General features: G+C 48.1%; 18 protein-coding genes and 3 pseudogenes. 6 read left to right on the forward strand and 15 right to left on the reverse strand.

Annotated elements, in window-relative coordinates:
* Positions 1-5: 5 nt before the first annotated feature.
* The 7 genes from Q9L42_RS00265 to Q9L42_RS00295 all read right to left on the reverse strand — a co-directional run bounded on the left by Q9L42_RS00265 (position 6) and on the right by Q9L42_RS00295 (position 4275).
* Entirely contained in the window at positions 6-296 is a 291-nt protein-coding gene (locus Q9L42_RS00265; RefSeq protein WP_305910329.1) for a DUF6794 domain-containing protein, read from the reverse strand.
* 193 nt (positions 297-489) lie between these two features.
* The gene (locus Q9L42_RS00270; RefSeq protein WP_305910382.1) at positions 490-792 is read right to left on the reverse strand and encodes a DUF6794 domain-containing protein; all 303 of its coding nucleotides are present in this window, start codon (positions 790-792) and stop codon (positions 490-492) included.
* Between the two features lie 412 nt (positions 793-1204).
* On the reverse strand, positions 1205-1639 hold the full coding sequence (locus Q9L42_RS00275; protein WP_305910330.1) for a hypothetical protein: 435 nt from the start codon (positions 1637-1639) through the stop codon (positions 1205-1207).
* The gene (locus Q9L42_RS00280; protein WP_305910331.1) at positions 1632-2477 is read right to left on the reverse strand and encodes a metallophosphoesterase; all 846 of its coding nucleotides are present in this window, start codon (positions 2475-2477) and stop codon (positions 1632-1634) included. Before Q9L42_RS00280 ends, Q9L42_RS00275 begins: the two co-directional genes overlap by 8 nt.
* On the reverse strand, positions 2474-3151 hold the full coding sequence (locus tag Q9L42_RS00285) for a metallophosphoesterase family protein (protein WP_349431008.1): 678 nt from the start codon (positions 3149-3151) through the stop codon (positions 2474-2476). The genes Q9L42_RS00280 and Q9L42_RS00285 overlap by 4 nt, the downstream gene beginning before the upstream one ends.
* 11 nt (positions 3152-3162) lie before the next feature.
* Complete coding sequence (locus tag Q9L42_RS00290) at positions 3163-3576, reverse strand: hypothetical protein (RefSeq protein ID WP_349431010.1); 414 nt, start codon at positions 3574-3576, stop codon at positions 3163-3165.
* Between the two features lie 15 nt (positions 3577-3591).
* A complete protein-coding gene (locus Q9L42_RS00295; RefSeq protein WP_349431011.1) occupies positions 3592-4275 on the reverse strand; it encodes an AAA family ATPase in 684 nt (227 codons plus the stop codon).
* A 452-nt stretch (positions 4276-4727) separates the two neighbouring features.
* On the opposite strand from Q9L42_RS00295, the gene Q9L42_RS00300 reads away from it, so the two are divergent.
* The 3 genes from Q9L42_RS00300 (at position 4728) to Q9L42_RS00310 (ending at position 6245) form a co-directional block, all read left to right on the forward strand.
* Positions 4728-5123, forward strand: coding sequence for an MbcA/ParS/Xre antitoxin family protein (locus tag Q9L42_RS00300; RefSeq protein ID WP_349431012.1), 396 nt, complete (start codon positions 4728-4730; stop codon positions 5121-5123).
* Positions 5124-5186: 63 nt separating this feature from the next.
* Positions 5187-5537, forward strand: a complete 351-nt coding sequence (locus Q9L42_RS00305) for a hypothetical protein (protein WP_305910335.1) — start codon at positions 5187-5189, stop codon at positions 5535-5537.
* Positions 5538-5927: 390 nt separating this feature from the next.
* Positions 5928-6245 (forward strand): hypothetical protein, encoded by a 318-nt coding sequence (locus Q9L42_RS00310; protein WP_305910336.1) that lies wholly within the window; start codon positions 5928-5930, stop codon positions 6243-6245.
* A 117-nt stretch (positions 6246-6362) separates the two neighbouring features.
* On the opposite strand, the gene Q9L42_RS00315 is transcribed toward Q9L42_RS00310, so the two are convergent.
* Positions 6363-7856 carry a Fic family protein gene (locus Q9L42_RS00315; protein WP_305910337.1) on the reverse strand — a complete coding sequence of 498 codons (1494 nt, stop codon included), beginning with the start codon at positions 7854-7856 and terminating at the stop codon, positions 6363-6365.
* Between the two features lie 319 nt (positions 7857-8175).
* Between Q9L42_RS00315 and Q9L42_RS00320 the strand changes: the two are divergent.
* Positions 8176-8389, forward strand: a pseudogene (locus tag Q9L42_RS00320) (DUF2958 domain-containing protein); the annotation flags it as partial.
* A 77-nt stretch (positions 8390-8466) separates the two neighbouring features.
* On the opposite strand, the gene Q9L42_RS21400 reads toward Q9L42_RS00320, so the two are convergent.
* The 5 genes and pseudogenes from Q9L42_RS21400 to Q9L42_RS00345 all read right to left on the reverse strand — a co-directional run bounded on the left by Q9L42_RS21400 (position 8467) and on the right by Q9L42_RS00345 (position 13899).
* Positions 8467-8949: a group II intron maturase-specific domain-containing protein gene (locus tag Q9L42_RS21400; protein WP_432648833.1), complete on the reverse strand. Its 483-nt coding sequence runs from the start codon at positions 8947-8949 to the stop codon at positions 8467-8469.
* 55 nt (positions 8950-9004) lie between these two features.
* Positions 9005-9136 (reverse strand): annotated as a pseudogene (locus tag Q9L42_RS00330) (hypothetical protein); the annotation flags it as partial.
* Positions 9137-9251: 115 nt separating this feature from the next.
* Positions 9252-9578: a hypothetical protein gene (locus Q9L42_RS00335; RefSeq protein ID WP_349431013.1), complete on the reverse strand. Its 327-nt coding sequence runs from the start codon at positions 9576-9578 to the stop codon at positions 9252-9254.
* Between the two features lie 616 nt (positions 9579-10194).
* Positions 10195-10839 (reverse strand): putative bifunctional diguanylate cyclase/phosphodiesterase, encoded by a 645-nt coding sequence (locus Q9L42_RS00340; RefSeq protein WP_305910341.1) that lies wholly within the window; start codon positions 10837-10839, stop codon positions 10195-10197.
* Positions 10836-13899: pseudogene (locus Q9L42_RS00345) on the reverse strand (Tn3 family transposase). Before Q9L42_RS00345 ends, Q9L42_RS00340 begins: the two are co-directional and overlap by 4 nt.
* Positions 13900-14108: 209 nt before the next feature.
* On the opposite strand from Q9L42_RS00345, the gene Q9L42_RS00350 reads away from it, so the two are divergent.
* Both Q9L42_RS00350 and Q9L42_RS00355 read left to right on the forward strand, forming a co-directional pair.
* Positions 14109-14684, forward strand: coding sequence for a recombinase family protein (locus tag Q9L42_RS00350; RefSeq protein ID WP_305910343.1), 576 nt, complete (start codon positions 14109-14111; stop codon positions 14682-14684).
* Between the two features lie 37 nt (positions 14685-14721).
* Positions 14722-14910 carry a hypothetical protein gene (locus Q9L42_RS00355; protein WP_305907880.1) on the forward strand — a complete coding sequence of 63 codons (189 nt, stop codon included), beginning with the start codon at positions 14722-14724 and terminating at the stop codon, positions 14908-14910.
* A gap of 379 nt (positions 14911-15289) precedes the next feature.
* On the opposite strand, the gene Q9L42_RS00360 is transcribed toward Q9L42_RS00355, so the two are convergent.
* Both Q9L42_RS00360 and Q9L42_RS00365 read right to left on the reverse strand, forming a co-directional pair.
* Positions 15290-18376, reverse strand: coding sequence for an RHS repeat-associated core domain-containing protein (locus Q9L42_RS00360; RefSeq protein WP_349431014.1), 3087 nt, complete (start codon positions 18374-18376; stop codon positions 15290-15292).
* 104 nt (positions 18377-18480) lie between these two features.
* Complete coding sequence (locus Q9L42_RS00365; RefSeq protein ID WP_349431015.1) at positions 18481-20583, reverse strand: hypothetical protein; 2103 nt, start codon at positions 20581-20583, stop codon at positions 18481-18483.
* Between the last annotated feature and the right edge of the window lie 316 nt (positions 20584-20899).

Consider the following 20899-nt stretch of genomic DNA (forward strand, 5'->3'; position numbering starts at 1 on the left):
TCCTCTCAACATTGTAGTTTTTTCCATAATTCTTTGATGATCATCTCGGAAGCGTCGTCCGGATGAACTGTACCGCAATCAACCAGTAATTTGTTACCAGGCTCGTGCAGCCCAAAAGCGTTTCGGATCGCTAGACCCAGCGTGAAATGCAGATCGAATAGCTCGTCTTCCGGCGTCAGCGCAAGCATGAGCTTTTGTTCGCCGGTTAGAATGGCTAGTAGTCGTTTTACAGCGTCGGCAACAGTTTTCGGCGGTTCCGTTATGTTTTTCAGCTGACGTGACCAAGTATCTGTCATGAACCAATGTGATAGAGGTGGAAGTATGCCCTGAGTGAGTCCTTCAAACACAGGGCATGGGGTCTTAGTTAATGAAATACGCCTTCCGGCATATTGCAAGATAGTTCAAGGGTGAATTTTTGCAAATATTGGGGCGCCTATTTATCGGAAACCCCAAATTCATTGGCAGACTAGGGCAGGAGCTCTAAGAGAGTTAAGCCCTGGTTTGTTCCATTGTCAGTCTTTTCCAGGTTTTGTTGATGATCACCCCGGAAGCGTCGTCCGGGTGATCGACGCCGCAGTCGGCCAATAACCGGCTGTTCTTGTCATGCAGGCCGAAGGCATTCCGGATCTCCGCCCCAAGACCGAAATGCAGATCGATCAAATCTTCCTCACGCATCGAGGCGATGGCGGCCTTGTCCTCATCGCTCAATATCGACAAGAGCCGGGCAACGGCTTCGTGGACGGTGATCGGAGGTTGGAAATTGTTCTGGAAAAAGGTGGACCAATTCTGCATCAATATGACTTAGTTTTTAGGGCTCGTAATTAGGGGAGGGGATAATTACCACATCCGCCGGATTTTGCTTTTCTCTTGCTCGATTTTCTTGCCGACCAGGCGGTCCCAAAGTTTGATGCCCGACATCGTTATCAATTTCTTTCACCTTTCGAGCATTTTGTGTTGGCCGATATACGATATAGCGGCTATTTACTTAGTGCCGTTTGGGATCGCACATGCGCGATTAGTCGCCTGATCCTGTGTCGCTCAAGCCCTGTCATGCCTGGCTTTCACGGCGTTAACCGGGGGGCTGATATTTATTGGTGTCCTCTGTTCGGTTGCTGGCAGTGTAATGATTACACTAAAAGCATTCCTAGTTATCAATTTCTTTCACCTTTCGAGCATTTTGTGTTGGCCGGTATACGGTTAGCGGCTATTTACTTAGTGCCGTTTGGGATCGCACATGCGCGATCAGTCGCCTGATCCTGTGTCGCTCAAGCCCTTTCACCAGGCCTAAATGCTTGGCTGTTTCGTCATAGGTTGGATGCATTGGGTTTGCATCGGCGTGAAAAAACGCGAGTTTTTCATCCGGTGTGGCATTGAGGTCTTTGTGCGCCGTTAGCCAAGTCGTCCATATTTTTTGGTTTTCCTCCGTCATATGAGAATGCAGCACTTTGATTAGATAGATTGCTCTCATTAACCCGGGCCGATCATAACAAGCCAGCTGATCAATCAATGCAATCGAATCTGTTGTTGAGTTAGATAATAGAACTTTGATGCAAATTACCAGATCGGGATACATATCCCGGGATCTGGAAAAGCATTCGTTATGGCACAGTTTGAAAAAACTATCCAAAAATTCACTCATGCTCCAACTCGATTAATTTGTTTACGGAAAATTCCGGACAAAGATACTTAGGGTATCCCCTCGGATTGGAGACAATCCGAACGTTGGCCACCCGATAATCGACCGGCTTGTGAATATGGCCATGACACCATAAATCGATGCAATTCGCTCTTTTGGCTATGAACTCTTCCAGGTTTGAAGCGTAGGTAAAATCATTGTCTTCCGTCGAACGCAGAGAAGGGGCGTGGTGTGTTACCACTACCGTTTTGCCTTCATATTGTTGGGCCAGCTGGTGGTCAAGCCAGCTCAGTGATTGCTGATGAAGCAGATAGGCCACCGTTGGTGAAAAATAAACCGGGTCGAAGCCGAAAAACGAATCCGTTAATGCCGTCATCAGTTCCTTTGCCTGCTCCAAATTATCAGTGTTTTGCCACCATTGTTGACATTTGATGTAGCGATAATCATTCATGTCACGTTCTGCTGTAGTCACGGCCTCAATGGAGTAGCGATCGAAGTCGGTCCAGAGTGTCGTACCGAGGAAACGGACACCATCGATGATCACGGCGTCCTTTTCCAGAAAATGAATGTCCAGCTCCCGGGCTTTGGCACGCATGTCGTCGAGAGCGCTCAGATCGGATTCGTAATACTCATGGTTACCGGGGACATAGATGATGTCCTTGGTGGAGAACCGTTTTCTGGCCCATTCAAGTCCGTTCGTCCGTTCGCCGATATCGCCGCACAAGACGATCACGTCCGCTTCGCGAGGGTAACTAAAGCGAAGTTTTTTGTGATTGAACGTCATGTACGCTTGGTGATGCGCCATTTCGATATGAATGTCGCTAACCAAAAATAGCTTCATGTAAAAATTTCTCCCGCCAGGTTAACTACGCCGCCCATAGCTACTCCGTTGACAGCTAATCCGTTCTGCAATCGAGTGCGATAATCTTCATGATGATGGCCGTGAAAGACTTGTTTTGCACCGATAGCGTGGGCCAGCTCATCGATGACGGCAAAGCCGAAACGGTGACAACTCGGGGCTTCGTGTGTCACTAAAATATCGGCTTTGATATTCGCTTTCATCCACTCAAACTCATGGTGCCAAATTGCGTGCTTGATATGCAGCGGCATTTTTTTCACCGATCGCGATTTGCAGGCCAGCCAACTTTCACGGTTCGGCCATTTTGGCTCTTTCCCAGGCCTCCAGACACGACCGAGAAAAATACCTCCTAGCCCAGCTATTCTCAGTCCGCCGACCTCGATCACCTTCAAATGCAGGTTGTTGTCGCCGAATGCCGAGTGATACAGGTTTTCGTATTCCGCCTGAGAATCGAAATCATGGTTGCCCGGGATCCAGTAGATTTGTGTCATGCCGATCACTGCCTGTAGATAGTTCTCCAGTGGCATCTCCAGGTTGTAATCTCCCAACATTACGACGGCTGCCGGCCGATACTTGTGCACGGCATAAATCAAGTTATCGAAGCAGCCGTGCGGGTCGCCGGCGAACAACAAGTGATTGTGTTTTTCGTTATCCATTGCCAACCCCGCTAATGCACAAAGCCGATCGGACGGATTTTTCCGGTTAAGGAATTCTTTATCACTAGGTCTTCCGCCTGAAGCGTGATGTGCTCGGTATTGCTTTGCTCTTGCCGTAACACCGCCCGGCCACAAGCCCGAACCAGTTCGCGCTGAATCAGTCTTGGATCGACCTGGCTACCGATGATCTTGTCAACGACCTCATCGGCTAAGCGCTCACTGAACCGATGTCCCCAGCTATGTTGGCGCCTGATATTTTTAAAAATAGATTGCAGCACATTACGCATTTGACGGGCGTTCGGCTGCTGGACCTCAAGCACGGCTAAACGTGACACGATCGGATCCGGAATCCGGTGCAACTCATTGGCCGTCGCTACCCAAACGATATGCGAGCAATCCACTGGCACCTCCAGGCCTTCGTCCACGAATTTCGTCGCGGTTTAAGGTTCCAGCAACTGATATAGACTTCCGAGAGGATCGTGGCGTATATCGCCGCCGGCTTTATCGATTTCATCTAACAACAAAATCGGGTTGGCTTTATGACTGACAGCAAGCGCCTCGACTACCTTGCCGGGTTTTCCATCCGCCCAGCTGGAGGACATGCCTCCGAGCACAAAGCCGGCCGTCATTGACGAAAACGAGATCAAGGAAAAATAGGTGTTGATGATTTTCGCGAGGCGATGGCAAAAAGCGGTTTTGCCAATTCCAGCAGATCCTATGATCAGCAAGGGCTGCGCTTTGAATGCATGTCCGTCGCAATAAACCGTCAAAGCGATTTGTTCCCGGTAAAAATCGATGACCTCGTGAAAGTTCGGAAAATCGACGGCCAATTCATCCAGTTGCGTAAACGCATCGTCCGGTACGCCAGCTAAAGACAAATAACCCTTGGTATCCTCCAGATAGTCAAGATATCGACTGTGATTTTTGCTCAAATTGCTGCGATTACCATGTTGCTCGACAATCGCCTGCATGGCGTTAACATTGAAAATCTGTAGGTCATCAATAAGTTTTGCAGGCTGCCTCCACGGGCTTTCCTCAATTTTAAAATCGCCTGAATCGTGACTGTATTTCGCTTTTTCTCGTAGATATTTTCTAAGCTTTTGGTTTTTTTTATGCGCGTACATGCGAATCTCCCTGTTTAGGGGGGCATGTACCTCGGTTCGAAAAAATTGAATGGATTTTGAAGAAAGATCGATACTGAGGCGACACGCCCCAGTATGTTTTGCCTGGGACGGCTAAGCGTTGATTGCCTCTAAAGTTATCGGGCACACTGAGGCAGTCGAGATAATCTCTGTCGTATAGTGAGATATATTCATACTGCCTCCGGTAAGATGAACTGAACCAATAACTGCATTTTTACATAATCTCTTGATGAATTGAAGAGGTCAAATTTGTAGGCTCCTAAAATGACGCAAATTCGCTCCGTGATTTTTAGGCGCTTAGATCGGGGAACAAGCTGATTATCAGTTGTGGTGTGTTGGGCTTGAAGTTTGTTTTAAGTGAAAATCTTGAGTTTACTTATTTTACTTATGGTTTCTAGTTGAAGACCTTCTTTTGTCTGTTTTTTGGTATGTGTATGAGAAATGTGGCTGAAATTGATAGCGCCCAGGTATCAAAAAGCGCTTTAAAAACTTTTTTCAATATAGCCAGTGCCTGGGAGCTATCTGTTGAAGAAGGCATGAAATTGCTGGGCCTGGATTCCCGTAGTATCTACCTTAGCTGGAAGAAACGACCGGAATTAGTCAGGTTAGATTCCGGCAAATTGGAGCGATTGTCATACATTTTTGGTATTTATAAGGCTTTACAGGTGCTATTACCAAATCCGGAGTCGGCCGATGAGTGGATTAAACGGCCGAACTCCGCTGCACCCTTTCAAGGAATGTCTGCGCTTGATCGCATGTTGTCGGGCGATGTGGCCGATTTATACGTGGTGCGCGAGTATCTTGATGGTCAGCTAAAACCGCGCAGTTAACCAGATTTTTTGCTTGCTAAATCATGCCGCCAAAAGTGCGGCATTTTTATTGTGCGGCCAAATATGCGGCAGAAAGTGCCGCCAAAAGTGCGGCATTTTTATTGTGCGGCCAAATATGCGGCAGAAAGTGCCGCCAAAAGTGCGGCATTTTTATTGTGCGGCCAAATATGCGGCAGAAAGTGCCGCCAAAAGTGCGGCATTTTTAGTGTGCGGCCAAATATGCGGCTAAAAGTGCCGCTAAAAGTGCGGCATTTTTATTGTGCGGCCAAATATGCGGCAGAAAGTGCCGCCAAAAGTGCGGCATTTTTATTGTGCGGCCAAATATGCGGCAGAAAGTGCGGCAGAAAGTGCGGCATTTTTAGTGTGCGGCCAAATATGCGGCTAAAAGTGCGGCAGAAAGTGCGGCATTTTTAGTGTGCGGCCAAATATACGGCTAAAAGTGCAGCACTATTTGGTATTACTGCCAAAAGCCCATCGTATTAAGGTATTCGAAAGCTATTTTTTTTGATAAGTGCCTAGCAATAAGTTTGTTTGCATTCCTGGGGACTCCTAAGTCATTGATTTATATTCTTCGGACGACAAACGAACTTCTCGAGAAGCACTTAATAACTTTACCCAAACAATGAAAAATAACTTACTCAAAGTGATTGGTTTGGCGATTTTTTAGAGATTCATAGGACGGTTTTTCAACAGATTTATTTTTCTAGACTAATGAAAGAGCAGTGGATTAGACATTTATCTCATAGTCAAGAATGTGTTAATCAAGCAATATAAAATGCTTGATTAACATAGGTAGTGAGAAAAATGGGTAGATATGCTTTATGCGAGCCAGATGTTATTGTTACAGGTATTGTTAGGCGTGATAACCTCATAAACCTTGGCAGACTCTTCAGTAAATCTATCGATATCGAGAACGATCCTCAGACGCTTTATATTTCCCTCGGTGGCAGTGCGTCACAGCGACAACTCGAGATTCTTGATCGGCTCAAACCACCAGGCGTCGAATTGTTGGTGCAAAACACAACGGTTCAAAAAGAAATTAGTCAAAGATTCCCGGACGCGAAAATCGTTGCACCTGGTGCAATGGGAGAAACCGTCGGAATACACTCAATTACGCAGTGAGCGAGATCCAGAATTGACTTAAATTGTTAGTTATTTCAGATCGGGAAGGGCACCAAGGAGCGTCAGATGCGGTATTATTTATTAAAATATTTTTCGAAGAAACTTAATATACGATTCTTAGGACAAGCGGCCATCATCACTATCATCTATGCAATCTTTAAAAACCTTCTCCGCATAATTGAGGCTTTCTGTGGCAACATGCATAAGAACGCCCTTCCGTTTTTTTATGCTGATTCGACCCTGATTATTAATCAAAAGCGTAGCTATTAAGCCAATGTCTTTGTTAGGCAAATCAATATTTTCTTTCAAGTCCTGGCAAATAGTATCGAACAATTTAAGCTTTTCTAGTTCTTCTGGTATTAACTCTTGAGTGACTTTCTTGGCAATCTCTGACAAGAAAAATGCATCTGAATCAAAGCACAAATGCCGATACAAATCACTTGTATCGCCTTCCACCGTTAATCGCCCATGGTGATCCAAGTGGAAATCAACATGCTTCATGATGTTTTTGGATTTCTCATTTAAAACGTCATAATACTTTTTCAGTTCTAGCAATATGCCACTGGATAACGGTAATGAATATTGTTTATCGATAACGCCTGTCCTGTACAGGGTATCCTGCATAATGTATCGACTCATCCGACCATTGCCATCCATGAATGGGTGAATAAAAACAAAACAGGATGATAAGGCCGCTGCCTTAGCAATAGAGGGCATGTCAGATTGCATAACTCTATCTCTAGCAACAAACCATTCATCCATTAATTCATGTGCGTCAGCAGGCTTTGGCGTAACATAGTCAATTACCGAGGTGTAATTAAAGCTAGCGTCACTCAGATAATTTTGCTCATAGCGATAATCAAATTCACGATAATGTTTATCCTTGATAATATTCAACGTCTTAATCAGCTTTTCTTTGGTCAGCGATTCATTATTGATTGTTTCTAAGGCCGACACAAACCTGATCATTTTATTGGGGGAAATATTTTCAGATTCTATTTCATTAGAGGACTTTGTTTCTTTAGAAATTAAATATCGTGTAGCACGATAAAGAAATTCAACAGGATATTCTGCAACTGATGCAATCAACAATTGCTTAAGCTCACCATCGCTTAAAATATTGTTGTTACGCCTAATTAACATAGATAGCTTACCGGTTCCGGTTAAGTTATTGTTAATTCTAAATCTCCGGTCCTTTATGCTGGGCGAAACATAATAGTGTTCTTGATCAACCGCATCGACATAATTACCTGTGTTAAGCTTTTTAACGCTAAGTGATTTTCCTGTCAGTAGTTCATAATAAAAGCCCATTAAGCGAGTGTATTTGCCACCTGGGTTTAAAGCTAGGGCGCACTCAATCTCTTCGTCAACGCCTGACTGTTGAAATACAGCCGCCAAGCATTGTAGATTTAATGCTTCGTATTTCATGGCAAACGTGAAATGATCAACAGTGGTGTCTTTGGAGCGATAAGACTCAGGATAGAGACGGCTTTGCGTATTTTCTTGCTTAATTGATGAAATTTTCTCTGAATAACATTCAGGCTCAACCTGAATAAACTCAAGATTGAAGTGCTCTTTTAGCCATGAATAACCTAGCTTGTTCTCACCCATTCTGCACCTACAGTTTAAAAACACATACAAACACAAGGAAATGTTTGTAAACTTTTATTTTAGTGTAATTTTGATTATTTTTTAACATATTTGTTCAAAAACACATACAAATGTGTAGCGCGCCGTCTTTGGTTGTATTAAGCAACTCCCTGATCAATCAATTGTTTGATTTTGCTTCGTTCTAATCCTTTCACCAATCCTAATTTTATAGCGGTTGCGTCATTGGTTGGGTTTGTTATACCTATTGAGTCAGCGTGAAAAAATGCCAAATTGTCCGCTTCTTCAGCTCGAATATTTCGATGTGTATTCAGCCAGGCAGCCTGATGATCCGGACATTGCCTTCGGGCTTTGTGAACTAGGCATGGGCTGTCCTGAGCTGGGTAATGTGCTAATTGGCGCAACTCCGGGGCCATTTAGGATTACCGGTCGAGTGCGATTTGAACTTCAGGGCCGATAAAACTTTGAGCCATTATGGACTAGCGGGCCATTTGGACCGGATAAGTAGTGGCCGTTACCGACCATCACTCTCCTAAGAACCGTGCATGCGAGTTTCCCAGCACACGGCTCAAGCCTTCCTAAAGCCAGTATGATCCGGCAACTCCCGCTGCATTTACCACCCATGATTCAGCAATTGCTTTTGCTGTCTGCGCTTCTCGAAGTAAGAGAGGTACGTAACATCATAGGGAGTGAGTTTCACATGGCGTTTGATTCTAACGTTGGCAATGTTAACAAGCCTCAGCAGAATCAAGCGATTGTCAGCATCGCTGATCCTGGCGTGAAAGTGCCAAGTTTTGAGCGCTGGATGACAGAAGTATTTCTCCCTCAGCCATTTCGCGTTCTTTTGAGGATGCCGTCGCCTGGTCCATCGACAAAGCGATTGGAATACCGTTTCATCTACCCTGGAGAAGATGGCTTTCGATACCACGTAGCGGTAGTGATTCGCCCACCCCCTTAATTTAGGATTGAGTAGCCGAATTAGACTTTCCGTTTTGATCGTAGGATTGGATTTGCTAATGGTACGCAGTGTGTCCACAAACGTTTTCACGCTTTTCTTGGACGGTTTGATCAGCAATTTGCCGTCGTATTTGCGCACATTGAAGCCGAGGAAATCGAAGCCCTGATTGCCGGGTTAGGCAACATCATCCCACTTACCAAGGCTGGTTAGATGGTCCCACAGTGAACTCGTTGATAGTCGTGTCCTCGGGCTGGTCGATTGCGAACGCCACAACATTGGCTATACGGTCTGGCAAGATACCAATTTGTTTGTACAACCTCGACATCCGGGAATGTCAGCGCTTGACCGCATGTTGTCGGGCGATGTGACCGATTTATACGTGGTGCGCGAATATCTTGATGGTCAACTAACCCCCCGCAATTAATCGGATTTTTTGCTTGCTAAATTATGCCGCACAAAAGTGCAGCAAAAAGTGCGGCAGAAAGTGCGGCAAAAAGTGCGGCAGAAAGTGCGGCAGAAAGTGCGGCAGAAAGTGCGGCAGAAAGTGCGGCAGAAAGTGCGGCAGAAAGTGCAGCAGAAAGTGCAGCAGAAAGTGCGGCAGAAAGTGCAGCAGAAAGTGCAGCAGAAAGTGCAGCAGAAAGTGCCGCACTTTTTTGATGCGCCACAGGAAATACAGCCCAATGCGTAATCCTATTTATTATTTCTGCCAAAAGTCCGTCGGAAAACGCTTTCGAGTAAAGATTGGTAACAGATAGAAGGAGCGGCAAACTATCTTATGTAACATCGAGCGATATGAGCTAATTTTTTAGCAACACCTCCGCCCAAACAATGGCAAACAACTTTTAAAAAAAGGTTTGTTTAGCACTTTTTTTGGGATGAATGGAGTGATTTTTGACAGATAGATTCATAGTTTCTAAGCTAATAAATAGGCATGAAATGAGACATTTATCGGGTGACAGAGAATGCGTTAATCAAGCAAAATAAAATGCTTGATTAACATAGGGAGAGAGAAAAACTGGTAAATTTACCTGTTGCGCAAATCATGTGTTGTTGTAACAGGTATTGTTGGACGGAGTTGCTAACGCGGAGAAGACCCCGCTTTATCGTAAAATCAAGTGTAACTTCATTTCGCCTCTTACTCATAAAAGGGTACTGTGTAAGTGGGTAACTCACGAAACGGAAAAAATCGTACGCCAAGAACGTAAAGTGTCGGTATGGAGTCTTAGACCGAGCACAGAAAGTGTCAGGAAATACAAAATAGGTTCTGCCCTGACGTATTTTGGCCGGTCAGTCTGACGTCAGGTTGACGTACACCAACTGGACATCGGGCGATATAATCCAATAACGATATGGCCCTGGGCGTCATCGCATTGGCTTCTCCGATCAGTTAGTTTTCTTAAGCAGTTGTTCCACTTCCGAAGCTGGCAGCGGTCGGCTACAGAAATAACCCTGGATTTCATCGCAACCATTCCGTGCCAAAAAATCCACCTGCGCCTGTGTTTCAACCCCTTCGGCTACCACCTTAAGTTTAAAGTTGTGCGCCATCGCAATAATGGTTAGCACTAAAGTAACATCACCCTCATCCAACGGAATATCGTTGATGAATGCTTTATCTATTTTTAGATTATCGAAGGGAAATCGTTTTAAGTAGCTCAAACTTGAATACCCCGTACCGAAATCGTCCATTGAAATTCGAATGCCGACATCCTTTAGCCGGTTCAAAGTAATGGCTATATTGTCAGGGTCTTGCATCACCGCGCCTTCGGTTACCTCCAAATCCAGAAAACGCGCGTCCAACTCGCTTTGCAGCAAAACACGGGTAATCGTTTGATCAAACGTTGGGCTATGCAACTGTTTGGGTGAAACATTGACCGCCATGTTGATAGCGGGTAATCCCGACAACTGCCAAGCTTTGGCTTGCAAACAGGCCGTATGCAACACCCATTCGCCAATCGGCAGAATCAAACCGGGGTTAATTAACCAAAAGAACGATTTATCCCGGCACCTCGCTGAAACCCTTGGTATCACTGGCTTGTAGCCGAAAAATCGATTTCAGAATCCCCAATCAGTTTTTTTGATAACCTCTTGAATATTAAGAAGACTTCCTTGGTTGTAAAATTCATATTTGCCGATGAAGTTGATGTGCTGCCAGGCGACGGGTGAAAAACGCAGTATTTCCTTCGCTTTGCTTGGGTCCGAGGTTTGATAATGCTGATAAAGTGCCGACAAAATAGTTGCATTGTAAAAAATCACCGCGTTGGCAATGAGCCGGATGGATTCGGCATTGATGTCGAGTTCAATTTCAGTCTTTCCATTGAGCATCCGGCCGCCGCTGACTTTGGCAATGGTCGCGCTTAATTGGTGATAGGATTCGCCGCGATTCAATGAACCTTGCACAACCTCGCGTACTTCTTTGTTGTCGATATAATCCAGCAAATAATCGGTCTTGATGATTTCATCGAAGGCGATCAGCGCTTTCAAGGTCGGGTTCAGCTTTTTATAAGAGGATAATTTGCTGACGATCTGGCTTTGTGTCGTCTTTTTAGTGGTCAGTGAAGCCAGTATTCTCAAGACCTTATCCCACTCCTTGATAATCAGGGCTTTATTAACCTTTTTGCTGGGTTTGATAATTTGTTTGGCATAGTGCTCGATCTCATCGAAGCACACCAGATCATGCTCGGATTTGTCCCGCAACAGAGTAAAGCGCGGCATAAACCGGTAACCGAACAGATACATCAGGGCGAAGTTGACGCGATTGATGCTGTGCATATCGCCGGAAACAGCCGTAATTTCAACATCCGAAGTATTGCTTTCGACAATATCCAACAAGAAATGGCTTTCATGCTGATTGGCGCCGATGACCTTAAGACAAAGCGGTAGATGATTGGCGTTTAGTGAGAATAAGACCACGCCTTGCAACATGCCAAAATATTTCTTCGAATACCGCGATTTGATTGTATTGTATTTCGTTGCGAACTTTTGACCGTCAACACTGGCGTGAACGCCATAATCGGACAAGTTGTACTCCGAAAAAATGGGCAATTTGGCCGTATGATTCATGATGACATCATTGGCTGTCGCGAGGGTTTGATAGCGAATATGGTTCTTATTCACCCGATCCAGGTCTTGTTCTTTTATATCGCTAATCGCTTTCATCTTTTTGGTTTCCGTCCCCGTCGCGTTGGCGATAATGCAGGCATGAATGACTTCGGAATCGGGGAACGATTTCGCGTATTTGGGTTGAAGGTGCGAAAATGATTTTAGAAACCCCGTGTTTTCCGCTGAAAACTTGAGAATATCGGCAATACTGCAAACATGAAGCTTTTCGTAGAAGGGGTTGTTAACGCCGTCATCGAGCCGGGTATACGGCAGCGTCCATTTGACGCTGTCGCCTTGCTTATTGTGCTGAATTTTTAGGCTGGTATTTTCGCCGGCATGAATATGCTGATTGACCAAGTCGTATTTGGGTTTCAGGTTTTTTTCGAGTTCGTCCAGCAAGGTAGCAATATCCATCGACAACAAAGGCATATTGAGCTGTTTTAAAATTTCATCCTTGTGCTCGGCCCAATGTTCCGCGTCTATCAGCTCATCGTCCAGGGTACGATAGTTGATGCTGTCTTTGATGAAGACCGTGTTGTTGGCTATACCTTGCTTGATCTGGTGGTAAACCATGCATTCGTAGCGGTCGCCATCGACCCGCTTGACGACTTTTTGAGCGTCGGTTTTTACTTTGAGGGTGAGAAGCTTTTTTAGCGATTGGGGAAAAAAGTTCAGGGGCGCCTCTTGATAGGGATAATCCCGAAAAGATTGGCCCGTGCTCAGATGTTTTCTTAAAAAAGCAATGGCCTGCGTCAATCCCTCATTCGTGCAAGAAAACTCCAGCACCTTGAATAAGGGCCGAATATTCTTCTTAATGGTCAAGGCTTGTTGTGTGTAGTATTGCCAGCGATAAAAATCCCGATCCAGATTGGGCTTTTTAAAATCATCCAGGAACTGTCTGTAATCGGCCTGTGGAACCACCTCGAAGGCTTTGGCTCTCACTTGTTCATCGGGAATGCGGCTATCGATATTAATGGCTAACACTTGGCAAGCCTGATTTCTCAGTTTTGTATCGACGTTTTCCAGCAGCTCAATTTTTGAGCGTTGATAATCGTCGGCGTCATCGGCATATTTGTTCATCTTCTGGATGAGGCTGGTCACCAGAGAATCGTTGATTTTAAGAAAGCGGCGATGCACGTAGCAAAGCAAATACAGCCGGGTCAGGTTTTTATCGCTAATCCGCCTAAGTTTCTGGATGGTGTAGAATTCCGCTAGATTCGCATAGTAGATAATATTCTGTTCCGACAACCCCAGTTTTGGCATCAGAAGCCGGGACTGTTGATAAATGTCGACGATCAATTGTTGTTTGGCCACGCTATTCTTGATTTCCGTGGTGCTGAAATTCTTCTGATCCTTTTTCAGTAAGGTGAGGTTATAAAACAGCTCGTCGTTTTGTAAAAGCTTATCCAATTGCGCGCGAAGTGCTTTATCGGCATCGGTGTACAGCTTATTGACTAAACGGTTGCGCTCTTCCTGAAGCGCGGTCGAAACGATATCCTGGAAAGTCGAATACGCCGGCCGGATTACATTCTGTTGTTGGCAGTAGACCAGCAAGCCTTCCAACACAAATTTTGCCAGCGCGTGGCGTTTGACCAAGCCTTTGGCCTCTTTGAGCAATTGGGTCTGAAAGCCGGCATCGGCCTCTTTCAAACCGAATTTACGCATCAGTTCGCAACGGTTCCGGTAATGGTGATTTTTCGATACCTGTTTTTTAGGAAAGGGCTCTCCCGGAAAATACAGTTGCATAATAAAAGCCGTATCCGCTTTCACCCGTTGAAAACTGAACAGGAAGAAATAATTGACGGCTCGGTAATAGCCTAGCTGCAAGACATAGTCGACTTTACGGGCGGTGTTGTTTTCGAGGCTATCGAGGACGGCTCTATCGTCTGCATCGAGGGAGAACAGAAATGACCGCTCTTCATCATCGAGCTTGGGTATCGAATAAAGCGCGTTGATTTCGTCCTGGGTCAATATGTTCAGTCGTGCCATGTGTTTTGTAGGATTGCCGGCGATTGCTATGACAAGGCATCTTATGTCGATCACAGTTGCTTCTGAAACAGGATTTTGACAAATGATGCCTATCAATAGATCAAGGTCTAGTGATCGATTGGGAGTCGAACCGAAAAGTCTATCAATAGACAGCATTTTACTTTATGATCGACAGTCTATCACAACATTAAAAATTCATTTGATAGAAAATGATCATCGGATACGCCAGAACCTCGACCATCGATCAAATTGCCGGCCTCGAAGCGCAGCTTCGGGAACTCGAAGCCGTTCAGTGCCAAAAAATATTTCAGGAGCAAGTATCGTCTGTCGCGGTTCGCATACAGCTCGAAGCGGCCTTGGACTTTGCGCGGGAAGGCGATGTACTGGTGGCCACCAAACTCGACCGGCTTGCCCGGTCGGTCGCTGACCTCATGACGATTATTAACACGCTGGAACAAAAAGCGGTTGGTCTCAGGATTTTGAATCTGGGTATGGACACCCAGACGCCGACCGGCAAATTAATGCTGACCGTTTTAGGCGGCGTTGCCCAGTTCGAGCGGGAAATGATGCTGGAACGGCAACGGGAAGGCGTCGCTAAGGCCAAGGCCGCCGGCAAGTATAAAGGCCGTAAACCGTTGGACGATGCGTTGCGGGAAGAAGTCGTGCGTCTTGCCGATAGCAGATTGACCAAAAGCAAAATCGCCCGCCAATTGAACATCGGCGAGGCTACGGTCTATCGTATTCTGTCCGCGAAGAAAAAGAACCGGCAGGAATCAGAGACGTAAGGATTCCTTCGTAAAGCTGTATGCAAACAGGTTGATTTTGAATCCGGGGCAGACGCGAAAGCAACCCAAGGGCGATAAGCCGGCGACATCGCAAGCCGAAAAGGCGGAACCCGGCGCTACGCAGGCGGCGGACAAGGCTAAGGGTTTTGTCTGGAATCCGAACCCTACAACACACCACCGTGCGATTCATACGCCGTATGGCCGTATCCATCTTCCCAGCAGTTAAGAAATATGTAAGTCTAATTCAGCTCCAATATTAGCAAAATATAACATTTGACTTGGCGTCATATGAAAATGGGGCACCCTAATATTCTCATCTAGCGAGATTGAAATTTGAACCTCAAGTTGAGAGCTATTAAACACAAGGTTTTTAAGGTTCTGATCGTTATCAATATTTTCAATAAGGTGATCTATAGCTACTAAAAACCAATTTCATAAACAACTTTAATACGGTATTTAAAAAATTACTCGCATATAATTCACCTGTGCGAGAGCGCCATACATCACCTTTTTGTGAAAACAATATCCTCTTGATACTTAAGGCTTATGTATTCATCTGAAAACCCAGAACCAATTAGATTCAAATAAAATTCTTCCATAATTTTCTACAAATTGTTGACATTAAACCCAGTAGGCTCTCCTGGCCCCGATCCACCTTTTGGCTTAACAACAATATCTCCATTTGGTTTGACATATAAGTCATATCCTCCTGCCCCTTTCCCACCTGGAGTCTTTAAATCCTCTATCGTTTCTCCCTCTTCAGCCAATATATCTTTGAGTTTTTTCTCGTCACTTTTGCCCAAATATTTATCTTGAGAATCGCTAGAATCATCAGCCTCGTTGTGCATAGCATTCGCACAAGCCTGAACTCCACGCTGCAAAGCATCCCGACAACTTGGATTCAGGATACAAGCAACACTCACCCCAGCTGCCGCACAAGCAACTGGATTGGCAAGACAGAGAGCTACAGCCGCAGCATCACCTGCAACTAACCCCTGAGGATCGGTATATCTAAGCGGATTGTTATAAACATAGGCATAAGTATTCAGCCCACCCTCAAGCCCAATCGGGTCGGAGGTAATGTATCGTCCAATATTGGGATCATAATACCGGTTCCAGTTGTAATACAAGCCCGACTCCCGATCGTAATACTGCCCCGGAAAGCGCAAGTCGTTGTCGATGGTTTCGGTGGTGATCGCGGTTTGTCCGAACGGCGCGTAACTCGCTTGCCAGACGATGTTTTGCGCTTGGTCGGTGATGACTTGCGGCGTTCCGATGTGGTCGAGGTGGTAATAGTAGGCGTTTAAGCTGCGCTCGCGTTCGTCCAGCCGGTATTCCTCGAGATGGCCCTGAGTTTTGTCCATGATGTGTGCAAAACCTTTGCCGTCGTCGGCGGGTAGGTGTATCCAGCCTTTTAATGCCTGGTCCGCGCCTTGGCCGATGGCGAAATGGTAGACCGTGCCTGCGCCGGTGGTCTCGATCTGCCATAAGGCGGCGTCGATGACGGTGTCCAGCAAACTGCCGTCGATGCGGAGCAGACGGATGCGCCGGGTGTTAATGTCGACACTCAGTTCGGCATCCCGGTGGGGTTGCTTGGAGAGAAAACGGTAGACGCCTTCGGCATCGGGCCGGTACTGCGCCAGCGGCTGTCCTTGCCAATACAGGGTATTGTGCAGCAGTTCGCCGCTGCCGCTCAGTTGGGCGATGCGCCGGCCTTGCAGGTCGTACAGGCTGTACTCGCTGCCTTCCCCGGTTTGCTTGACCGCACGTTGGCCTAGGCCGTTGTAGTGGTAGGCGGCAATTTGGCCTTGGCCGCCGGCGATGCTCGCCAGGCGGTTGTGTGGATCGTATTGATAGGCGTAACCGGCAGCGCCCACGGTTTTTTCGATCAGGTTGCCGGCGGCATCGTAGCTCAAGACGGTATTCGGCCCGGCATCAGAGATAGACTGTAGGCGGTTACTGTGGGCATCGATGCCATAGTTTTCGCTATTGCGGACGGTACGGTTGCCGTTGGCGTCGTATTGATACGCGTTCGGAAACGGTCCGGCCGCTTGGCTTAGGCGATGCAAGGCGTCGTATTGGTAAGTGCGGTTTTGCAAGGGATCGAGCAGATCGCCGATAGCCGCCACGTCGGATGCCGGCGTGTACTGCCATTGCCGGTGGAATACCGTTTGTTGGCCACTCAGGTTCAGCTCGGTAAGCCTTCCGAGTCCATCCACCTGGCGTTGGTAATGGATACCGTTGCCATATTGGAAGGCGGCGATGCCGTCGGCCGCGACCGGATGGTAGCTGACGCCGGAAACGACCGGCGTTTTGCCGCCGCCCGCCGTGCTGCCTATGCTTTCGACCCGGCCATGGTTGTCGTATTGGAAGTCGAAGACTTGGCCGTTCGGGTAAACGTGTTGGGTCAGTAAGCCTTGCCCCGGTTCGTAGCGGTAGTCGTAGGCGAATTGTTGGCTGAAGGTTTTGCCGCCCAAAGCGCTCAAGCCGCTATCCTGGCGTTCGATTTCGCCGTAACGGTTATACAGCCATTGGGTTTGACCGGTCGGGTCGCTCATTCCGGTGCGCTGGCCGATCGCGGTTTGTCGCAGTTCGGTGCTGACGGCATCGCCGTAGTTGTCGCCGTCGTAATACCAGTGCAGGTCGTAGCTGCTGTCGGCATAGGTGACTGCGGTCAAGCGGTTCAAGGCATCGTACTGGTATTGGCTGACGCTGCCGCGGGCGTCGGTTTTTTGCACCGCTTGGCCGAGCACGTTATAGGTATAGGCGGTCAAGCCGCTGTCCGGACTGTCGGTTTGCAAGGTATTGCCGACTTCGTCCAATTGATATTGGGTGGCATGGCCGTTCGGGTCGGTTACGGCCACCAGGCGGTTGGAACGGTCATAGCCGAAGTCGCTCGCATCCTGGTCGGCGTCGATCACTCGGGCCAAACGGCTCGTGCTTTGTTCGTAAACATAGCGGGTTTTATGGCCTTCGGCATCGATCATGGCGGTTTTGCGGCCTTGGATGTCGTATTCGTAGTGGGTCGCCTGGTTTAACGGATCGGTTACGGAGAGTAGCCGGTCGCTGGCGTCGTAGGCATAAGTGGTTTCCCGGCCCAGATGATCTTTTTCGCTGATTTTGCGGCGCAGCGCGTCATACGTGTAATGGGTTTCGCGGCCGAGGCGGTCGCGTATTTTGACCAAGTCCAGCTTGTCCCAGGTGTATTCCACCGCGGTGCCGTCGTCATAACTCACGCTGAGCAGCCGATTCAAGCCGTCGTAGTCGTGCGTGCGGGTGTGGCCGCCGGTATCGGTGTAGGCGACGACGCGGCCGATGTCGTCGTAAGCGTATTGTTCGGTTTTGCCGCTCGGATAGCTCACCTTGACCCGATAGCCCAGCGCGTCATATTCGTAGCGGGTGACATGGCCCAAGGCATTGCGGCGGGTCAGTATTTGCCCGGCGGCATTGTAGGTAAAGGTGGTGCTATGGCCTAAACCGTCGGTGGCACGGACCAGGTTGTGGTGGTCGTTCCATTCGAATTCAGCCACGGTTTCTTCGCTGCCGTTACGCCATTTGACGATTTTCACCGGATCGATTTGGTTGTCGGCGTAGAGATAGCGGGTGACATGGCCTAACGGGCTTTTTTCCAGCGTGGGTTTGCCAAAGGCGTTGAATTCGCGGATGAAGATTTGCGAGCTGCCGTCGTCCAACACGCGGCCGAGACGCGAAGGGTTTTCCTGGTAGATATTGTGTTCCGTTATAGCGGAAGTTTGCCCCCGGGTAGTTGAACCACACCCGGTGCTCCAGGGGTTTTTTAAAGGTTTCCAACAGGCCGCTGGTTTTGCTGTCCGGCGTGTGCAGCCAATGGGGAAACTTCCGCTTTGGACAGGTTCCGTCCGTAGTCTTTATAGGTTTGCTTGTCCCAGTAGGCGGTGTTGCGGTAATGGTGATAATTATTGAGCGTTTTAATGTCACCGCGGGGTTGGTCGGAAACGTATCGCGGAATGCCTAACGATTGACCGTATTCGATGCGTTCTTGTTCGCCGTAGGGATCGGTGACGATCAAGGTTCTGGATGTACCGTTGCCGCTGTAAGCGAATCGGGTATCGCCATAGGGCGTGGTCATGACGTTGATGAAGTCGCCGCTATCATAGCCGAAGGCCGACACGATTCCAACTGGGTCGGTAATGCTGGCTAAACGGCCGTTATTATCGTAATCGATGATCGCTTCCCGGCCGAACGGGTCGGTGACTCGGGTGATTAACTTGGTATTAGCGAAATGCTCATAAGACAAAACAGTCGTTTGTCCCAAGGCATCGGTAATGCCGGTCAGGCGCAATTGTGCGTCGTAGGTTAACTGGACGGCATGGCCTTGCGGATCGATTTTTTGCGTTAAGAACACCCGGCGCACACCGCTGACGGCGCCGTCGCTGAAACTGTAGATTTCTTTGGCGCCATTGGACAGACGCCGTTCGTAAGCGATCGGATCGGCGGAAATCCGGTAGAGCCGGGCATTGTCCGAAACGCCTTTCTGGAATTCGCCGGTCGCCGCGTTGTAGTTAGCGTAATCGACGGCGCCGCCGCCGGCCGCGATACGATTGACGACAGCGGACGGATTGGTCGGCACGTCTTGGATGTAAGTTAACCAATTGTGAGTCCATTTGGGTCCCAGGTTGCCGAACGTAAAGTTGGCCGGCTGGTTGGCTTCGCGTTGATTGTAGGTGAAGGTGAAGCGAATGGGAGCGCCCAGCGCCGGCGTATAGCGGATCGGCGTGTCGGTGATATTCAGGCTGACCAGCATGGTATGGACGTCGTAATAGGCCATGCCGACCTTCCCATCCGGTTGATCAATGCTGTTGCACGGTTGTTTGGATTTTTTGACGTCGCAAGTAGTGGTGCGGTTAGGGTCGCTGCTGGCCGTATAGCCCTGGCCGTAGACGCTCTCGGCTTGGGCTATGGTGACCGGTTGCCAATCAGCGCCTAACTCGATGCCGCTATCCGGCACTAAAAAATAGCCGCTGGCTTGGGCGTTGATCGCATCGGCGCTAAACCAGAGATCTTGGCCGAAAGTCGGGTCTTGGATATGGTACAGATCGCCTTGCTTCTCGACGATGGCGGCGTAATGGTTAACGTTCCAATGGATCACGGACGGCACCGGAATACTTTGCCCGGCATTACGGTAGACCGTCCGGTAAGGCATGTGGGCTTGTTCCGCCAATTGGCCCAGTTCAAGCAAATTAACACCGTTAACGCCAGAGCGGTAAGCATCGAGCACTTGCAGCCCTTCGGCATCGGGTTGTTGCCATTTGAGCACGGCGTACAGCGCCTTGGGACCGCATAAATAGGTGACGCCCGGATGGTTGCGCATCATCCACAGGCCTTCTTCAGCCCCGGCGACCGCGGCGGTGGCCGGGCCGGTAAACGCGCGGCCTTTGACGGAGGCTAATAAGCTTTCCACCCGGTCCGCATGGCCCAAGCGGGCATGCATGCGGATGAGTTCGCTGAAAGCGCGGTCGGCTAAGGCTTTCGCTTCGGATTCCTTATGGTCTTTGCTGAGTGTCCACGCCTTTTCGAAGGCGGCGAAGGTTTGGCTAAAGTAACCGTTGCGGTAATAGGCCAATCCTAAATTCAATTGGATGGAAGCTGCCCAGGGCGTATTGCGGTTGAGTCGCTGGTATTGGGACAAGCGTTCCAAGTCAGTCGCCCCAGGCCGGGTTTCCGGTTTTACCAGGGGAATCAAATCTGCCGTCGCTGCATTGAGATAAATCAGCGGCTCGTCAAATCCGGGAACTACGACGGGTTGCACAACGGAAACGGTGTTCGGGGAATTGACTCGCGTCGCACTGGGTGTGCAGGCCGCTAAATAGAGGCCGAAAAACAAGACGAACAAACCTTGACAGAAATGGTGTGCTTTCATGAAACGCTTCCTTACTTCAATGGTGAAGGGCATTACCCGATATTGGCTCTGAGTCGAGCAGGGAATCTTGAGCCGGTTCCGAAGCTCATTCACCTAGCTCCGTGCCGGTTCGTTCAACGTCGCGCCATTCCGGGGTGTCGGAACCGCACATGACGAATGGGATCAACTTATATCATGCGCTAGGCGCGTAACGCAAGAACGCCAAAGGATGACAGCGAATTCAGAGATAAATCAATCGGCCAACTTGAAATCGATTTTTCGGCTGCAAGCCAGTAATACCAAAGGTTTCGGTGGAGTGCCGGGACAAATCGTTCTT

It is taken from the genome of Methylomarinum sp. Ch1-1 (assembly GCF_030717995.2).
GTDB lineage: Bacteria > Pseudomonadota > Gammaproteobacteria > Methylococcales > Methylomonadaceae > Methylomarinum > Methylomarinum roseum.